At 53.5% G+C, this 18,540-nt stretch carries 16 protein-coding genes; 2 read left to right on the forward strand and 14 right to left on the reverse strand.

Annotated elements, in window-relative coordinates:
* Position 1: 1 nt before the first annotated feature.
* Together ACZ3HG_RS12630 and mdlD are read left to right on the forward strand one after the other, a co-directional pair.
* Positions 2-1,117, forward strand: coding sequence for an NAD(P)-dependent alcohol dehydrogenase (locus ACZ3HG_RS12630; protein WP_191935258.1), 1,116 nt, complete (start codon positions 2-4; stop codon positions 1,115-1,117).
* 13 nt (positions 1,118-1,130) lie between these two features.
* Positions 1,131-2,477: an NAD(P)-dependent benzaldehyde dehydrogenase MdlD gene (gene mdlD, locus ACZ3HG_RS12635; protein ID WP_465332971.1), complete on the forward strand. Its 1,347-nt coding sequence runs from the start codon at positions 1,131-1,133 to the stop codon at positions 2,475-2,477.
* Positions 2,478-2,550: 73 nt separating this feature from the next.
* Here mdlD and ACZ3HG_RS12640 read toward each other — a convergent pair whose 3' ends face one another.
* The 14 genes from ACZ3HG_RS12640 to mnmG all read right to left on the reverse strand — a co-directional run bounded on the left by ACZ3HG_RS12640 (position 2,551) and on the right by mnmG (position 18,209).
* Positions 2,551-3,867, reverse strand: a complete 1,317-nt coding sequence (locus ACZ3HG_RS12640) for a serine hydrolase domain-containing protein (RefSeq protein WP_465332972.1) — start codon at positions 3,865-3,867, stop codon at positions 2,551-2,553.
* A gap of 136 nt (positions 3,868-4,003) precedes the next feature.
* Entirely contained in the window at positions 4,004-5,833 is a 1,830-nt protein-coding gene (glmS, locus tag ACZ3HG_RS12645; protein ID WP_191935261.1) for a glutamine--fructose-6-phosphate transaminase (isomerizing), read from the reverse strand.
* A gap of 268 nt (positions 5,834-6,101) precedes the next feature.
* On the reverse strand, positions 6,102-7,472 hold the full coding sequence (gene glmU, locus ACZ3HG_RS12650; RefSeq protein ID WP_465332986.1) for a bifunctional UDP-N-acetylglucosamine diphosphorylase/glucosamine-1-phosphate N-acetyltransferase GlmU: 1,371 nt from the start codon (positions 7,470-7,472) through the stop codon (positions 6,102-6,104).
* A 377-nt stretch (positions 7,473-7,849) separates the two neighbouring features.
* Complete coding sequence (locus ACZ3HG_RS12655; RefSeq protein WP_062744101.1) at positions 7,850-8,269, reverse strand: F0F1 ATP synthase subunit epsilon; 420 nt, start codon at positions 8,267-8,269, stop codon at positions 7,850-7,852.
* A gap of 24 nt (positions 8,270-8,293) precedes the next feature.
* Positions 8,294-9,676 (reverse strand): F0F1 ATP synthase subunit beta, encoded by a 1,383-nt coding sequence (gene atpD, locus ACZ3HG_RS12660; protein ID WP_062744102.1) that lies wholly within the window; start codon positions 9,674-9,676, stop codon positions 8,294-8,296.
* 63 nt (positions 9,677-9,739) lie between these two features.
* Positions 9,740-10,609 carry a F0F1 ATP synthase subunit gamma gene (gene atpG, locus ACZ3HG_RS12665; protein WP_062744103.1) on the reverse strand — a complete coding sequence of 290 codons (870 nt, stop codon included), beginning with the start codon at positions 10,607-10,609 and terminating at the stop codon, positions 9,740-9,742.
* A gap of 54 nt (positions 10,610-10,663) precedes the next feature.
* Positions 10,664-12,205: a F0F1 ATP synthase subunit alpha gene (atpA, locus tag ACZ3HG_RS12670; protein ID WP_062744104.1), complete on the reverse strand. Its 1,542-nt coding sequence runs from the start codon at positions 12,203-12,205 to the stop codon at positions 10,664-10,666.
* A gap of 14 nt (positions 12,206-12,219) precedes the next feature.
* Positions 12,220-12,753, reverse strand: coding sequence for a F0F1 ATP synthase subunit delta (gene atpH, locus ACZ3HG_RS12675; protein ID WP_191935262.1), 534 nt, complete (start codon positions 12,751-12,753; stop codon positions 12,220-12,222).
* A gap of 11 nt (positions 12,754-12,764) precedes the next feature.
* A complete protein-coding gene (gene atpF / locus ACZ3HG_RS12680; RefSeq protein ID WP_062744106.1) occupies positions 12,765-13,235 on the reverse strand; it encodes a F0F1 ATP synthase subunit B in 471 nt (156 codons plus the stop codon).
* Between the two features lie 99 nt (positions 13,236-13,334).
* On the reverse strand, positions 13,335-13,574 hold the full coding sequence (atpE, locus tag ACZ3HG_RS12685; RefSeq protein WP_003849523.1) for a F0F1 ATP synthase subunit C: 240 nt from the start codon (positions 13,572-13,574) through the stop codon (positions 13,335-13,337).
* 50 nt (positions 13,575-13,624) lie between these two features.
* Complete coding sequence (atpB, locus tag ACZ3HG_RS12690; RefSeq protein ID WP_062744107.1) at positions 13,625-14,440, reverse strand: F0F1 ATP synthase subunit A; 816 nt, start codon at positions 14,438-14,440, stop codon at positions 13,625-13,627.
* Positions 14,441-14,448: 8 nt separating this feature from the next.
* Positions 14,449-14,829 (reverse strand): F0F1 ATP synthase subunit I, encoded by a 381-nt coding sequence (gene atpI / locus ACZ3HG_RS12695; RefSeq protein ID WP_062744108.1) that lies wholly within the window; start codon positions 14,827-14,829, stop codon positions 14,449-14,451.
* Between the two features lie 825 nt (positions 14,830-15,654).
* Complete coding sequence (gene rsmG, locus ACZ3HG_RS12700) at positions 15,655-16,275, reverse strand: 16S rRNA (guanine(527)-N(7))-methyltransferase RsmG (protein ID WP_191935263.1); 621 nt, start codon at positions 16,273-16,275, stop codon at positions 15,655-15,657.
* 44 nt (positions 16,276-16,319) lie between these two features.
* A complete protein-coding gene (gene mnmG, locus ACZ3HG_RS12705) occupies positions 16,320-18,209 on the reverse strand; it encodes a tRNA uridine-5-carboxymethylaminomethyl(34) synthesis enzyme MnmG (RefSeq protein WP_118665135.1) in 1,890 nt (629 codons plus the stop codon).
* Positions 18,210-18,540 lie beyond the last annotated feature (331 nt).

Consider the following 18,540-nt stretch of genomic DNA (forward strand, 5'->3'; position numbering starts at 1 on the left):
CATGAAAATAACGGCTGCGGTCATCAACCACGTCAATGCCCCCTATCAGCTGGAGCCACTGGAGCTGACGGCCTTACGCGACGATGAGGTGCGGGTAAAAGTCGTCGCCTCCGGGATCTGTCATTCCGACGAAGCGCTACGCGTGGGTGATGAAGAACATTTTTTTCCGGGCGTACTGGGCCACGAAGGATCCGGTATCGTTGAGGAGGTGGGCCGCTCGGTGAAAGGGGTGACGACGGGCGATCACGTTGTGATGTCTTACGCTTACTGCGGTTGCTGCGATCGGTGCCGTCAGGGCCAGCCCTCTCACTGCCAGCACTGGGGAATGCTTAACGCCGGAGGGTTCCGTACCGATGGCAGCGCCGTGCTGCTGAAGCCCGACGGCGGCAAGGTGTCTACGATGTTTTCACAGTCCTCTTTCGCCACTCACACCCACACCCGCCTCAATAACCTGATCGTCGTGGATAAATCAGCAGACCTGCGTCTGGTGGCCCCGCTGGGCTGTGGGTTGTTAACGGGTTCAGCGACGGTATTCAACGGACTGAAGCCACAGCCCGGTTCAGACATTGCGATTTTTGGCACCGGTGCGGTTGGCATGGCGGCGATCATGGCGGCGAAAATTGCCGGATGCCGGCACATCATCGCGATTGATATCCATGATACCCGCCTGTCGCTGGCGCGCGAACTGGGTGCGACCGATATCCTCAACAGCAGCAAAGAGGAGGTGGTCAGCGCTATTGCCAGCCTCACCCAGGGCAAGGGGGTCAATTACGCCATCGACACCACCGGCCTGTCAGCGGTGATGAAAAGTGCGCTGGATGCGCTGGCGACGGGCGGCACGCTGGTCCCACTTGCCGTCACACGTCACGATCTAACCTTTAATCCGATGCGCAGCCTGGTGGCGTCCAGCAGGCGAGTGGCCGGGATACTGATGGGGAACGCCATTCCTCAGGTCTCCGTGCCGAAGCTGATTGAGTGGCATCAGCGTGGGTGGTTCCCGTTTGAGAAGTTAGTGAAATACTATGACTTTGCCGACATCAATCAGGCAAGAGCGGACTCCGCCAGCGGCGTCACCATCAAGCCCGTGCTGATCGTCGATAAAGGCTACCGGATATAAAGGAGCAGGCGCCATGGATGCGAAAGCAAAAGGGGAATTACTCGAGATTTTCCACCAGCAGAAAGCTCTCTTTTTATCCGGTATCACCCGGGACAATGTGTTTAAAAAAAACCAGCTGCGAAAACTGAAAAGCGCGCTGCTGGCCCACAAAGAGGCAATCTGCCAGGCGATGTGGGCCGATCTCGGCCGCAGTGAAACGGGCGTGGAACAGGCAGAGATCGTGCCGCTAATGAATGAAATCAGCTGCGCCCTCGACCATCTTGATGAATGGGCCCTTGAGAAAAAGGTACCGACACCGCCGTCTCTGGGCAACAGTGAAAGCTTTATTACACGGGAGGGCTATGGTGTTAACTATATCATCGGGCCGTTTAACTACCCGCTACTGCTCAGCTGTTGCCCGCTGATTGGTGCCATTGCCGGCGGCAACACTGCCATCATTAAGCCCTCTGAAGCCACACCGGCCACCGCCACCGTGATTGAAAAGATCATCAGTCGCACCTTTGCATCGAACTACATCCATGTCTGCCAGGGGGCAAAAGAGGAAAATGAATTCCTGCTGACACTGCCGTTTAATCTGATTTTCTTCACCGGCAGCCCAGCGGTGGGGAAAGTGGTGATGGCCGCCGCCGCCAGGCATCTCACCCCGGTACTGCTGGAGCTGGGCGGTAAATGCCCGGCGATTGTGCTGGAAGATGCCAACCCGGAATTAGTGGTGTCTGAGCTGATCGCCAGCAAGCTGATTAACAGCGGTCAAACCTGTGTGGCACCGGATTATCTGTATATCGACAGGCAGATTAAACCGCAGATTGTCAGTCATCTGTGCAGGGCGCTGAACGGCCAGTTTGGGATAGCGGGCAGTAACGGCAGGATTGTCTCTGATGCAGCATATGCGCGCCTGGAAAACATCCTCGCCCGTAGCGAGGGGGAGATCGTCTGGCGCGGAAGGTCGGATAAAGCACAGCGCTTTTTTGGCCCTGCGGTCGTGGATAACGTCAGCTTTGATGACAGCACCATGCAGGATGAGCTATTCGGCCCAATCTTCCCTGTGCTGACGTTCGACAGCGAACAGGACATTGCGACGCATATCAATACGCACCATCCGCAGCCACTGGCGGCGTATGTTTTTTCGCGCGACACTGACCGCGCACGCGCCATCATTGACGCCATTCCATCGGGAGATGCCGGGATCAACGCGCTGCTGCTTCATGCCGCTTCCCCTTATCTGCCTTTTGGCGGCGTGGGTGGCTCCGGGATGGGCTGTTATCACGGGGAGTTTTCTTACCAGGCTTTTACGCATCCGAAGTCACTACGCGTAAAAAAACAGGGTAGCGATGGTCAGGCAGCATCTCCGTCTGCCTGACCATCGCCACACTCAAGGGCCACCCCGCCCGGGGCTTCGCCTTACCGATGCCTGACCTCTTTTTCCCGTCAGGCTACTTAACCTTCTTTTCTGCCAGCGCATTCGCAATCGCGTTAAACATCAGGGAGGCTTCAAGCGGCTGCTTATTTGCCGCCGGCTCGGCCTGAGGCCAGGTCGACCACTGAACAATCACCAGTTTCTGCTGCTGATCGATGGCGATCATCTGACCAAAAATACCCTCAGCCGACAGTGCTTTATCGCGGGTTAACCCGTCAACAGGGCTCGCTTTTTTGGTGCTCAGCGGTACGCTGCTGTTCCACCACTGATAACCGAACTGGCCGTGAGGATAATCGGCCGTCACTGAGTTTTGCGCACGGGTCCAGCGTGTGGCCTCTTTTATCCAGCCATCGGGCAGGGTTTTAGTACCATCAGGCAGAACACCCTTGTTCATGACGAACAGCCCAAACTTGCCCCAGTCTTCAAGGGTGGCATTAAACCCGTGAGCACCGACGTCGTGTTTGCCGGGCAAGTAGCTGTGCCAGACACCATCATTCACCATGCCGTAAGGCTGCCAGATAGTGTCCTGCAGATAGCGGGCCAGCGTTTCACCAGTGGCTTTTTCCAGCGTGTCACCTAATACCCAGGCTCCGCCAGACGAGTAAGACCAGATCAGGCCAGGTCTGGCACAGGCTTTGCGCTGAGGATCCAATATCAGCTTGCTGACGCACGCATAGGTGTCCTTGCCCGCTTCACACTGCGTCAGCCGGGCAAAATCAGAGCTCGGGTCTGTGTAGTCCTCATTCCACGTCACCCCTGATGTGTGCTGTAACAGGCTGCGCAACGGTACATGCTCCCAGGCCGTACCGCGCAGGGCAGGATTGTATTTACCGGCTTCATCATCCAGCGAGGCAATTTTACCCTGCTTCAGGGCTACCCCCACCAGCGTTGACACCACCGATTTACCGACAGAGCGTGACGTCCAGAGCGTGGTTTTTGTATTGCCTTTGCCATAATAGTCCCAGACGATGTTACCGTTTTTAATCACCATAAAACCGGTCACGTTGTTACGCTTAAGGTAGTTCGTCAGCCTGTACTGATGTCCCCGAAAGGTAAAGGTGACGCGGGAGAGATCCTGACGGGCAACCGGTAACGGTGCGGGTTTACCTGCTCTGAAGATATCCCCCGGATAGGATCGATAGTCGTTACGGAAACCAATAACACGCTGGTCAGGCGTCCAGGTGAGCATATTTTTTACGTCGGGCAGGGTTTTATCCAGCGGGGTCGGGCAGGTGGTCAGGGGAACCGGGCAGGCCGCGCTGGCGGTAGCAGCGATACCCGCCGTCACCGCGCACAGCACCATCAGAACCCCTCCGGCTTTACTCTTTTTCATCCTCTTCCCTTAAAATCAGATGTGGGTGTTCATCTTAAAGAAAGCGAATAGGGATATTTGGACAAAAAAAGTCCGGCATACTGTTTGTTACAGTAATGCCGGACTGTTGTGCGGGGTAGCGGTACGGAATGCCGGATTATTCTACCGTAACAGATTTCGCCAGGTTACGCGGCTGATCCACGTCGGTGCCTTTGATCAGGGCAACGTGATAGGACAGCAGCTGTAACGGCACGGTGTAGAAAATCGGTGCTATCACGTCTTCCACGTGCGGCAGAGGGATAATGCGCATGCCTTCGCTGTTGGTAAAACCGGCATCAATATCGGCGAAGACATACAGCAGGCCGCCACGGGCACGCACTTCTTCAATATTCGACTTCAGTTTTTCCAGTAGCTCATTGTTCGGTGCCACCACAATCACCGGCATATCCGCATCGATCAGTGCCAGCGGCCCGTGCTTCAGTTCACCGGCTGCGTAAGCTTCCGCATGAATGTAGGAGATCTCTTTCAGCTTCAGCGCCCCTTCCATCGCGATCGGATACTGATCGCCACGGCCCAGGAACAGCGCATGATGCTTGTCAGAGAAATCTTCCGCCAGCGAGGCAATCAGCTCATCCTGCGACAGCATTTGTTCGATGCGGCTTGGCAGCGCCTGCAGGGAGTGCACGATGTCATGCTCCACCTGCGGATCGACGCCTTTCAGGCGGCCTATTTTGGCCACCAGCATCAGCAGTACCGTCAGCTGGGTGGTGAACGCTTTCGTGGAGGCGACGCCAATCTCAGTACCCGCTTTGGTCATCAGCGCCAGGTCTGACTCACGCACCAGTGAGGAACCAGCGACGTTACAGATGGCCAGCGAGCCGAGATATCCCAGCTCTTTTGACAGGCGCAGTGCCGCCAGCGTGTCCGCCGTTTCTCCCGACTGAGAAAGGGTGATCAGCAGGCTGTTTTTACGCACCGCAGATTTGCGATAACGGAATTCAGAAGCAATCTCGACATCGCAGGGTACATTGGCCAGTGACTCAAACCAGTAACGCGAAACCATACCGGAATTGTAGGAAGTGCCACAGGCAACGATCTGAATATGTTCCACGTTTGCCAGCAGGGTATCTGCCTGCGGCCCCAGCTCGGAAAGGTCAACTTCGCCGTGGCTGAAGCGACCGCTCAGGGTATTTTTAATGGCGACCGGCTGCTCGTAGATTTCTTTCTGCATGTAGTGACGGTAAACGCCTTTATCGCCGGCGTCATACTGAGCAGTAGATTCGATCTCTGCCCGCTTCACCTGCGCACCGCTGCGGTCGAAGATACTCACATCACGGCGGGTAATTTCCGCAATGTCGCCCTCTTCCAGGTAGACAAAGCGGCGGGTAACCGGCAGTAACGCCAGCTGGTCAGAAGCAATAAAGTTTTCACCCACACCACGGCCAATCACCAGCGGGCTGCCGGAGCGGGCCGCAACAACCGTCGACGGATCGCGGCTGTCCATAATGACCATACCGTATGCGCCGCGCAGTGCAGGGATCACGCGCTGCACAACCTCACGCAGTGAACCGCCCTGCTTTTGCTCCCAGTGGACCAGATGCGCCACCACTTCGGTGTCAGTTTCAGAGGCAAAGGTATAGCCACGGCTGACAAGCTGCTCACGCAGCGGTTCGTGATTCTCAATAATCCCGTTGTGCACGATAATGATCTGCTCAGAGATATGCGGATGCGCATTCGCTTCCGACGGCTCTCCGTGGGTAGCCCAGCGGGTATGGGCAATACCCGTGCCCCCGACCAGAGCGGTAGTCTCTGCTGCTTCAGCAAGGTTTTGTACCTTACCAAGGCGGCGAAGGCGGGTGGCATGACCCTGATGATCAACCACGGCAAGCCCCGCAGAGTCATAGCCCCGATACTCCAGACGACGCAACCCTTCAAGCAGGATTTCCGCAATATCACGCTGCGCTACAGCACCAACAATTCCACACATAGTTAATTTCCTGACATGATGCCGTTCAGCGGCATCAGCGTTGTCTTCTGACCTGAATATTCCGGTAATACGCTCATTCATTCAGGCGGCACGTCCGTGACGTCCCTGCAGCACAGAAAATCCTGTGCCTGGGTAAACGGGTGCAGTCAGCGCCTGTCCGCCTGAAAGATAATGCGTTATTCCGGTTCCCCGAGCCTTGTAGAGTGGGGATTATTTTTATGTTTACTGCCTTTTTACCGGCTGAAATCGTGTTCAACCTGATGAAAACTTACTTTTTCTTAACCGGGCGCTGCCAGCCGGTATTCAGTTGCTGCTCTTTACGGTTATACGCCAGACCTGCCGACGGGACATCTTTCATAATGGTCGTCCCGGCCGCAATGGTGGCTCCCGCCGCCACGGTCACCGGAGCAATCAGCTGGGTATCCGAGCCGACAAATACGTCATCACCGATGATCGTTTTCGATTTATTGATGCCGTCATAATTACAGGTAATGGTACCGGCACCAATATTGACGTTTGCCCCAATCTCCGCATCACCGAGATAGCTCAGGTGGCCTGCTTTCGAGCCTTTACCCAGTCGGGCCTTTTTCATCTCGACAAAGTTACCGACGTGCGCCCCTTCGGCCAGTTCACTGCCCGGACGCAGGCGGGCAAATGGCCCGACAGTACAGCCCGGAGCCAGCTGCGCATCTTCAATGACGCTGTAAGGGCTGATCACGCTGTCATCAGCAATCACGCTGTTTTTAATCACGCAACCGCTGCCGATCCTGACGCGATCGCCCAGCGTCACGTTGCCTTCAATAATGACATTGGTGTCGATAATCACATCACGGCCATGCACCAGCTCCCCCCGCAGGTCGAAGCGTGCCGGATCCCGCAGCATCACACCGGCCAGCAGCAACTTTTCTGCCTGCGCGGCCTGGTAAACACGCTCCAGCGTCGCCAGCTGTAGGCGGTTGTTCACGCCGTCAGTTTCCGTCACGCGTGAAGGATGCACCGCATTGATCTGGCGGCCTTCCTGATGGGCAAGGGCAATAATATCGGTGATATAATATTCACCCTGGGCATTATTGTTGTTCAGCTTACTGAGCCAGCGTTTAAGATCGGCACCATTGGCCACCAGGATGCCAGAATTAATCTCAGTGATGAGCATCTGTTCTGGCGTAGCATCCTTATGTTCAACGATGCCCACGACCTGACCCTGTTCACGAATGATGCGCCCGTAACCGGTTGGGTTATCGAGGATGACCGTCAGCAGGCCAATGCCGCCCTCCGGCTTCGCCATCTGTAAACGGCTCAGTGTCTCTACAGAGATCAGCGGCACATCGCCGTACAGCATCAGAATGTCTTCGTCATCGGCAAAACAGGGCGCTGCCTGCTGCATTGCATGACCGGTACCCAGCTGCTCGGACTGAAGCACCCAGTTAAGCGAGTCATCATTGAGAGTACTTTTAAGAAGATCGCCTCCGTGGCCATAAACCAGATTAATGCGCTGCGCATTAAGCGCTTTTACCGCATCAATCACGTGCTGAACCATCGGTTTGCCTGCCAGCTCGTGCAGCACTTTTGGCAGTTCGGAATACATTCGGGTTCCTTTACCGGCGGCAAGGATCACCACGCTCATCGGGCGGTTTGACATAGACATCCTGACTAATTCTGAGTTAAACGAAGTTAAGCGGTTTAAGGGTGTAATTACTACATATTTTTCGGCAAAAAACATCTTCAACCGCCCCTCTCAGTGCAGTTTTTTCGCCGTTTAAAAGCGGACGTTTTAAGTTCATCGCTCCGGTTCTGCAGTATTAAACCGAATATGCGCAGCGTAAAAAAAAGGGGGGGGAGCGATTCCTGCATGGGTAGCCTCATGGTCTGGTGCTGTTCAGGAAGTGAGGGGATCTGGCGATGGTGGCGTGTGCGACGGGTCTATCGCAGGGAAGCTGACAACCACGGGTGGCTGAGGTGAAGCATAAAAAAATGCCAGTCAGTTTCCTGACTGGCATTTTACTGTTTAAACCTGAATTACATCGCTTTACGGGTTAACTCGATCACACGCAGTTTGGCGATCGCTTTAGCCAGTTCCGCAGACGCCATAGCGAAGTCAACGTCACCGTGAGAGCTGTTCATATGCTCTTCGGCTTTGCGTTTCGCTTCCAGCGCGCGAGCTTCATCAAGATCGCTGCCGCGGATCGCTGTGTCAGCCAGTACGGTGACCGCACCAGGCTGCACTTCCAGTACGCCGCCAGAGAGATAAATCACCTCTTCGTCGCCGTGCTGCTTAACGATGCGAATCATACCAGGCTTAATGGCGGTCAGAAGCGGGGCATGATTTGGGCGAATACCCAACTCACCTTCGCTACCTGAAACCTGGATGCTCTGCACAGTGCCTGTGAACATTTGCAGTTCTGCGCTGACAACGTCCAGGTGAAAAGTCATAGCCATTGTTAACCTCCTGAGAAACCAGAATTACAGTTTCTTCGCTTTTTCCACGGCTTCTTCGATAGAACCCACCATGTAGAAAGCCTGCTCTGGCATATGGTCGAATTCACCTTCCATGATGCCTTTAAAGCCACGGATGGTATCTTTCAGCGACACGTATTTGCCCGGTGAACCAGTGAAGACTTCTGCCACGAAGAACGGCTGGGACAGGAAGCGCTGCATCTTACGAGAGCGTGCTACCACCAGTTTGTCTTCTTCTGACAGTTCGTCCATACCCAGGATGGCGATGATGTCTTTCAGTTCCTGATAACGCTGCAGCAGTGACTGAACGCCACGTGCAGTGTCATAGTGTTCCTGACCAACAACCAGTGGATCCAGCTGACGGCTGGTAGAATCCAGTGGGTCAACCGCCGGGTAGATACCCAGGGAAGCGATCTGACGGCTCAGTACCACGGTTGCATCAAGGTGCGCAAAGGTGGTGGCTGGTGACGGGTCAGTCAAGTCATCCGCAGGGACGTAAACGGCCTGTACAGAAGTGATTGAACCGGTTTTGGTTGAGGTGATACGTTCCTGCAGAACGCCCATCTCTTCCGCCAGCGTTGGCTGATAACCTACCGCAGAAGGCATACGACCCAGCAGAGCGGAGACTTCCGTACCAGCCAGGGTATAACGATAGATGTTATCGATGAACAGAAGTACGTCACGACCTTCGTCACGGAACTTCTCAGCCATAGTCAGGCCGGTCAGCGCAACGCGCAGACGGTTTCCTGGTGGCTCATTCATCTGGCCATAGACCAGGGACACTTTATCGATAACGTTGGAGTCGGTCATTTCGTGGTAGAAGTCGTTACCCTCACGAGTACGCTCACCTACGCCCGCAAATACCGAGAAACCTGAGTGCTCTGCCGCGATGTTACGGATCAGCTCCATCATGTTTACGGTTTTACCCACACCGGCACCACCGAACAGTCCCACTTTACCGCCTTTGGCAAACGGACACATCAGGTCGATAACCTTGATGCCGGTTTCCAGCAGTTCCTGAGAGTTAGACTGATCTTCGTATGAAGGTGCTGCGCGGTGAATTGCCCAACGCTCTTCTTCGCCGATGTCGCCTTTCATATCGATTGGCTCACCCAGCACGTTCATGATACGGCCCAGTGTTGCCACACCAACAGGTACTTCGATCGGGTGCTTCAGGTCAACCGTTTCCAGGCCACGCTTCAGGCCATCGGAAGAACCCATGGCGATGGTACGAACCACGCCGCCGCCCAGCTGCTGCTGAACTTCCAGCACCAGACGAACATCACCATTTTTAACCTCAAGGGCGCTGTACACTTGTGGTACTGCGTCCTGAGGGAATTCGACGTCAACTACGGCGCCGATTACCTGGACAATCTTTCCAGTAGCCATCTTGAATCCTCTACCTAATTCGTTTATACCCCGCCCGCATGAAACGCAGCAGGGTATACCTGGTTAAACCGCGGAGGCCCCACCGACAATCTCGGTAAGTTCCTGGGTGATGCTGGCCTGACGAGCCTTGTTGTATACCAACTGCAGCTCTTTGATCAGGTTTCCGCCGTTATCGGTCGCGGCTTTCATCGCCACCATTCGCGCGGCCTGCTCGCTGGCCAGGTTTTCAACAACACCCTGGTAAACCTGAGACTCGACGTAGCGACGCAGTAATGTGTCCAGCAGCGCTTTCGGATCGGGTTCATACAGATAATCCCAGGTACTCTTCTTCACAACGCCTTCCGCATCATCTGCTGGCGGTAACGGCAGCAGCTGTACGATCTGTGGAGACTGAGACATGGTGTTGATAAATTTGTTGCTGACAATGAACAGCTTGTCGAGACGGCCTTCATCGTAAGCTTGCAGCATCACTTTGACCGGGCCAATCAGGTCAGACAGGGCAGGTTTATCGCCCATACCGTTTACCTGAGCAACAATGTTGCCACCGACAGAACTGAAGAATGACAGACCTTTAGAGCCAATAATCGCCAGATCGCTCTCGACGCCTTTATCAGCCCAGGCTTTCATATCCGCCAGCACTTTTTTGAACAGGTTAATGTTCAAACCACCACACAGCCCGCGGTCGGTAGATACGACCAGATAGCCAACGCGTTTAACGTCACGCTCTTCCAGGTATGGGTGCTTGTATTCCAGATTACCTAACGCAATGTGACCAATCACTTTGCGCATGGTCTCTGCATAAGGACGGCTGGCCGCCATGCGTTCTTGCGATTTACGCATTTTGGAGGCGGCGACCATTTCCATCGCTTTGGTGATCTTCTGCGTGTTTTGCACGCTGCCGATCTTACTACGTATCTCTTTTGCGCCGGCCATAAGCTTCTCCTCAAAGCCTTGCGGCCTGCCCCCGAAAGGACAGGCCGCCAGACATTACCAGGACTGGGTTGCTTTAAACGTTTCGAGGAGGCCTTTCAGCTTCTCTTCGATTTCGCCGTTATAGTTACCAGACTGGTTGATATCAGCCATCAGCTCTGCGTGATCGCGATCGGCAAATGCCAGCAGTGCCGCTTCGAAGCTACCGATTTTCGCCAGTTCGACGTCATTCAGGAAGCCGCGTTCAGCAGCAAACAGTACCAGACCCTGCTGTGCGACAGACATCGGCGCATACTGTTTCTGTTTCAGCAACTCGGTCACTTTCTGACCATGGCTTAACTGTTTGCGGGTGGCTTCATCCAGATCGGATGCGAACTGAGAGAACGCAGCCAGTTCACGATACTGTGCCAGCGCGGTACGAATACCACCGGACAGTTTCTTGATGATCTTGGTCTGAGCAGCACCACCAACACGAGATACCGAAATACCCGGGTTAACCGCCGGACGAATACCGGAGTTAAACAGGTTGGTTTCCAGGAAGATCTGACCATCAGTAATCGAAATTACGTTGGTTGGAACAAACGCAGAAACGTCACCCGCCTGGGTTTCAATGATAGGCAGCGCAGTCAGTGAACCGGTTTTACCTTTAACTTCACCGTTAGTGAAACGCTCAACATAGTCGGCGCTCACACGAGAAGCACGCTCCAGCAGACGGGAGTGGAGGTAGAACACGTCGCCAGGGAAGGCTTCACGGCCTGGTGGACGACGCAGCAGCAGAGAAACCTGACGGTAAGCAACAGCCTGTTTAGACAGGTCATCGTATACGATCAGTGCGTCTTCACCACGGTCACGGAAATATTCGCCCATCGCGCAACCGGCATACGGTGCCAGGTATTGCAGTGCAGCAGACTCTGATGCGGTCGCAACCACAACGATGGTGTTAGCCAGCGCGTTGTGTTCTTCCAGCTTACGTACCACGTTAGCGATAGTAGAGGCTTTCTGACCGATAGCGACGTACACACATTTGATGCCTGAGTCGCGCTGGTTGATGATCGCATCGATCGCCATCGCGGTTTTACCGGTCTGACGGTCACCGATGATCAGCTCACGCTGGCCACGGCCGATTGGAATCATTGCATCGACAGATTTGTAGCCGGTCTGTACAGGCTGGTCGACTGACTGACGATCGATAACGCCAGGTGCAATCACTTCGATCGGTGAGAAACCGTCGTTGTCGATTGCGCCTTTACCATCGATAGGTGCACCCAGGGTGTTCACCACGCGACCTAACAGGCCACGGCCAACCGGTACTTCCAGGATACGGCCAGTACACTTCACCTTCATACCTTCGGCGAGGTCAGCGTATGGGCCCATCACCACTGCACCTACAGAGTCACGCTCCAGGTTCAGTGCGATTGCGTAACGGCTGCCCGGCAGGGCAATCATCTCACCCTGCATCACATCGGCCAGGCCGTTGACGCGGATGATACCGTCACTTACAGAAACGATAGTACCTTCGTTGTGAGCTTCGCTCACTACATTGAACTGAGCAATGCGCTGCTTGATCAGTTCGCTGATTTCGGTGGAATTCAGTTGCATATGCTCCAGTCCCCTTAAGACTGCAAGACGTCTGCGAGGCGTTCAAGACGACCGCGTACGCTGCCGTCAATGACCATATCACCCGCTCGGATGATTACGCCCGCCATTACAGACTTATCAATTTTGCAATTCAGCTTAACTTTGCGTGACAGACGTTTCTCCATCGCGCTGCTGATTTTGGTCAGCTGTTCGTCGCTCAATGCTGTGGAAGAGATAACTTCAACCTCAGCGGTCGCATCATGTGCGGCACGCAGTTGGATGAACTGTTCCAAAACATCGGCAAGCGCCGGCAAACGTTTGTTTTCAGCCATCACCTTAATCAGGTTCTGACCGGCTTCGTCGAGTTGGTCACCACAGATTGCGATGAACGCTCCAGACAACGCTTCCGGCGCCAGAGCGCCGGAAAGAAGTTCGGATACCTGTTCATTGCCAGCCACTTCGGCGGCAAACGCCAGCATTTGCTGCCAGCGATCGATACTTTGATGTTCAACCGCAAAGTCAAAAGCGGCTTTAGCGTAGGGGCGAGCTACGGTAGTAAATTCAGACATCAGCCCCTCCCTTACAGTTCAGCGACCAGTTTATCAACGATGTCGCTGTTAGCAGCTTCATCCACGGAACGTTCAATGATTTTCTCGGCGCCGGCAACAGCCAGCATCGCGACCTGCTTGCGCAGCTCTTCACGTGCACGTTTGCGTTCGGCATCAATTTCTGCCTGCGCCTGAGTGACGATCTTGCTACGTTCCTGCTCAGCCTCAGCTTTCGCTTCGTCCAGGATCTGCGCACGGCGTTTGTTCGCCTGCTCGATGATGACCTGAGCGTCTTCTTTCGCTTTCTTCAGCTGATCGGTCGCATTAGCCTGCGCGAGATCCAAATCTTTCTTGGCACGTTCAGCGGAAGCAAGGCCTTCGGCAACTTCTTTCTGGCGCTTTTCGATAGCGGCCATAAGCGGCGGCCATACGTACTTCATGCAGAACGCTACAAACAGGATGAACGCGATAGCCTGGCCGAGGATTGTTGCGTTAATGTTCACAGCACAATGCCTCTTGTTAAGTTAACGTTTTCTGCCGCTGTCACTAACAGCGGCAGAAGCCGTTCATCGCCATACTGACACAGCGATGAACAAACGGTTTTACGCGACAGCAAACATCACGTACAGACCCAGACCAACAGCGATCATCGGGATTGCATCCACCAGACCCATTACAACAAAGAACTGCGTACGCAGCAGAGGAATCAGATCCGGTTGGCGTGCGGCGCCTTCCAGGAATTTGCCTCCGAGGATGCCGATACCGATCGCAGCACCGATTGCCGCCAGGCCCATCATCACAGCGGCAGCCATGTACAGCAGATCCATATTCAGGTTTTCCATGACAGTCTCCAGTTTGTTTCAGTTAAAACGCAGTAGTGTTGAGAAAAAAATCAATGTTCTTCAGATGCCATCGACAGATAGACAATCGTTAAGACCATGAAAATGAAAGCCTGCAACGAGATGATCAGTATGTGGAAAATGGCCCAAGGCACATTCAGAATCCACTGTGACCACCACGGCAACAGACCGGCAATCAGGATAAAAATCAATTCCCCCGCATACATGTTTCCGAACAGTCGCAGACCCAGGGATACCGGTTTGGACAGCAGGCTCACACCTTCCAGAATCAGGTTGATCGGAATAAACACAGGGTGGTTGAAGGGTTGCAGAGTCAGCTCTTTCGTAAAGCCGCCAATGCCTTTCATCTTGATGCTGTAGAACAGAATCAAAATAAATACGCCAAGGGCCATCGACAACGTGACATTCACGTCAGCAGAAGGCACCACACGCAACGCTGGCAGACCCAGATAATGCTCACCGATATACGGCAGCAAATCGATAGGCAGCAAGTCCATGAAGTTCATCAGGAACACCCAGACAAAAATCGTCAGAGCCAGCGGAGCGATAAGTTTGCTTTTACCGTGGTACATGTCGCGCACGTTGTCGTCAACGAAACCAACAACTAACTCAACAGCGGCCTGTAATTTACCTGGTACGCCACTGGTCGCCGATTTCGCCACTTTGCGAAACAGCACCAGGAACACCAGTCCCAGCACCACAGAGAAAAACATGGAGTCGATATTTAATACCCAGAACGACGGAGCGTCGTGCGGATTCACTAGCTCGAAGGTACGCAGGTCAAGCTGAAGGTTTTTCAGATGATGACCTATGTATTCTTGCGGCGTAGAGATTTCTCCTGCAGCCATGATGCCTCTTACCCTTTGTTGTTAATTACAGCCGGTGCGACGATTTGCACAATCAGCACCGATAACCAGGCCAGTCCCAGCGGCGTAAACGCCGCCTTAAACACTCCCAGCGCCACAATAATCACGAGAATCGTAACGAGAACCTTTAGCGCTTCACCTAACGCAAAAGTCCAGGCAAGCCGCCCCGTCACTTCGTGCCCCGCCTGGTGACGCCAGGCAAAAATCATAAACAACACGTTTGGCAGCCAGGCTGCCAGTCCACCCGCAAGGGCGGACACGCCCCAGGTCAGATCTTTAAGGGCAAACAGCGCACCGATTACGACGAAGGTCACCAACTGTAACAACAGGATGGTTCGGGCAAATTTCACTCTGTAAAGGGACACTGACATGACGCTGAAACTCTCCTGCCCCGATGGGGGTATGTCGCGTGTCGTATAAAACTGCCTTTGCTCTTTTGAGTCAAGCAGCAAAAACCGTGCAAATTATACGGTGCGCACCTGTGATTTCAATCGATAAGTAGAGAAAAGGTGAACAATTATTTAAATTTCTTTCCAGCAACCTATTTTCCAAAACCAATGACAAAGGAAGCTTATCGACTTTTTTCTGCAATGCGCGACATTCCTTGCTTGCAAAGCGTGCGGAAGATCACAAATTAGTAATGTAACGGAGAACAATTAAACAGACATCTGGATGAATCTGAGTGACATCTAATTTAAAAATTCTATAAATTCATAAGGATAGTCGCGTTATTTGTAAAAACAGACGCTTATCTTGATTAAAAGGTCTTGTTGACATCTGTAGCAAATATTTAACATCAAGCAGGCCGTTACTTACGCCAATTTATCAGGAAGAGATATTTTCGTCGGTGACTATTTTCACCCTAAAATATCGGAAGAAATATGACTCAAGTGATAACTAAATGTGAAAATAACGTTAAATGTAACAGAGATTGTCAGAGAATGACTGACCCGTGATTTAACCTGATGGTAACAGCTCCGTCCAGGCAAATTTTCACAAAAAACATCCCCAGGACCGCACATTAGGAATACTCGTACTAATCTCAGGGTTCTTCCACACAAAAAAACCATATAATTTCAGTGGTTAACTATCAATTAAATCTGCACATAGGCCCACTGTAATTGGGGTTTTACCGTAAAATAAACCCGCCAGCGGTGAAAAAATAGGCTGACGGGCACAGACATTACGACCCTGACTCATCGACTGGGGACAATTACCACCAGATGCCGCTCACCTTCCAGCTGTGGAACGCGTAGCGGACTGACATTTTCCACCCGAAAACCGGCAGGTAAGGTGGCGATTTCATCTGCTGGCATAACGCCTTTCAAGGCATAAAAACGTCCCTGGCTGCCCGGCAGATGGTGGCACCAGTTCACCATATCGGTCAGCGAGGCAAAAGCCCGGCTGATCACGCCATCAAAGGGGGGCTCGGCGGGAAAGTCCTCTACCCGGCTTTGTACCGGCTCAACATTGCTCAGCTTCAACTCATGCTGCACCTGCTTCAGGAAGCGGACACGCTTGCCCAGGCTGTCCAGCAGCGTAAAGTGCGCCTGAGGGCGGACAATGGCCAGCGGGATACCTGGCAGACCAGGGCCTGTGCCGACATCGATAAACCGCTCCCCCACCAGATGCGGCTCCACTACAATGCTGTCAAGAATATGGCGGATGAGCATCTGCTCCGGATCGCGCACTGACGTCAGGTTGTAGGCTTTGTTCCACTTATGCAGCATGGAAACGTACCCAACCAGCTGCTCTTTCTGCTGATCGGACAGGGATATTTGCGCGCTTTTCAGCAGGGCGGAGAGTTTATTAATCACGAAGAGGTCCTGTAGGGTCGGGCAAGCCCGACCCGAATGTCAGGTCAGGCGCTTTTGCGCAGCAGGCCCTGTTTTTTGAGGTAAATAAGTAAAATTGAGATGGCGGCCGGCGTAATACCGGAAATCCGTGATGCCTGACCAATCGATCCCGGTTTGTGATCGTTCAGTTTGGCGATCACTTCGTTAGACAGGCCACTCACCTGACGGTAATCGAGATCCACAGGCAGGAGGGTGTTTTCGTTACGCAACTGGCGATCGATCTCTTCCTGCTGCCGGACGATGTACCCTTCGTATTTGACCTGAATCTCAACCTGTTCTGCTGCCTGTGGATCGGCCAGCGCCGGACCAAAGCTGCTGAGTGTCATCAGATTCTGATAGGTCATCTCCGGACGGCGCAGCAGATCTTCGCCGCTGGCTTCTTTCGTCAGGCCGGCGCTCAGTAGCGTATTGACCTCTGTCACGCACTCTGACTTCGGGTGCACCCAGATATCGCGCAGGCGCTGACGTTCAAGCTCAATACTTTCCAGCTTCTCGTTAAAGCGTGCCCAGCGGGCATCGTCCACCAGACCCAGCTCACGGCCTGCCGCGGTCAGACGAAGATCGGCATTGTCTTCACGCAGCATCAGACGATATTCAGCCCGTGAGGTAAACATGCGGTACGGCTCTTTGGTGCCAAGGGTGCAGAGATCATCAACCAGCACGCCGAGATAGGCCTGGTCACGACGCGGTGCCCAGGTTTCTTTGTCCGCAGAGAGACGACCGGCGTTCAGGCCCGCCAGCAGGCCCTGAGCGGCCGCTTCCTCGTAACCGGTGGTGCCGTTGATCTGTCCGGCAAAGAACAGACCCTCGATAAATTTGCTTTCCAGCGTGGGCTTCAGATCGCGGGGATCGAAGAAATCATACTCAATGGCATAGCCAGGGCGCACAATTTTGGCGTTTTCCATTCCCTGCATTGAGCGAACGATCTGCATCTGAACATCAAACGGCAGACTGGTAGAAATGCCGTTAGGATAGATTTCGTTGCTGGTCAGGCCTTCCGGCTCAAGGAAGATCTGATGTGCGTTACGATCGGCAAAGCGCATCACCTTGTCTTCGATCGACGGGCAGTAACGTGGTCCAATGCCTTCGATCACACCGGCATACATCGGGCTGCGATCGAGGTTATTGCGGATCACATCATGGGTTTTCTCGTTGGTGTAGGTGATGTAGCACGGCACCTGCTGAGGATGCTGGCTGACATTGCCCATAAACGAGAATACCGGCATTGGCGTATCGCCATGTTGCGGAGCCAGTACGCTGAAATCAATGGTGCGGGCATCAATGCGTGGCGGTGTACCGGTCTTCAGACGTCCGACACGCAGAGGCAGCTCACGCAGACGCTGTGATAACGAGATCGACGGCGGATCGCCTGCACGGCCACCGCTGTAGTTATCCATTCCGATATGAATTTTTCCATCGAGGAACGTGCCGACAGTCAGTACAACGGCTTTGGCACGGAACTTCAGACCCATCTGGGTGACAGCACCCACGACACGATCGTTTTCGACAATAAGATCCTCGACCGCCTGCTGGAAGATCATCAGGTTAGGCTGATTCTCCAGTGCGGTGCGAACAGCCTGCCGGTACAACACGCGATCGGCCTGAGCACGGGTCGCCCGTACCGCAGGTCCTTTGCTGGCGTTTAGTATCCTAAACTGAATACCGGCCTGGTCAATGGCATGGGCCATCAGCCCACCCAGTGCATCCACTTCTTTTACCAGATGTCCTTTCCCGATGCCGCCGATCGCCGGATTGCAGGACATTTGTCCCAGCGTGTCGATGTTATGGGTTAATAACAGGGTTTGTTGACCCATACGGGCAGCGGCCATCGCGGCTTCCGTTCCCGCATGACCACCACCGATTACGATGACGTCAAAAGGATCTGGATAAAACATGGTACTGCACCTCGCGGTTTGTGCGAATTAAGGGAGTGTTGCTGAGGGCGTGGATTCTACTCAACTTTAGACGATGGCGAAAGCGCCGGGATCTTCGTGTATTAAAAAGAAGATCTTTTTTATTTAGAGATCTCTTTATTAGATCTTCTATTAGGATCGACGATCTCTGTGGATAAGCCTTTTTTGCTGATAAGGATCAACTAATTAGAGAGGATCATTAGCTGTGAATGATCGGTGATCCTGCGCCGTATAAGCTGGGATCTAAATGGCATGTTATCCACAGGTACCGGCAAGTACCAAAGTTGTTATTGGGATAAACACCGGTTATTAC

This window comes from Erwinia sp. PME.40.26/001, from assembly GCF_055556675.1.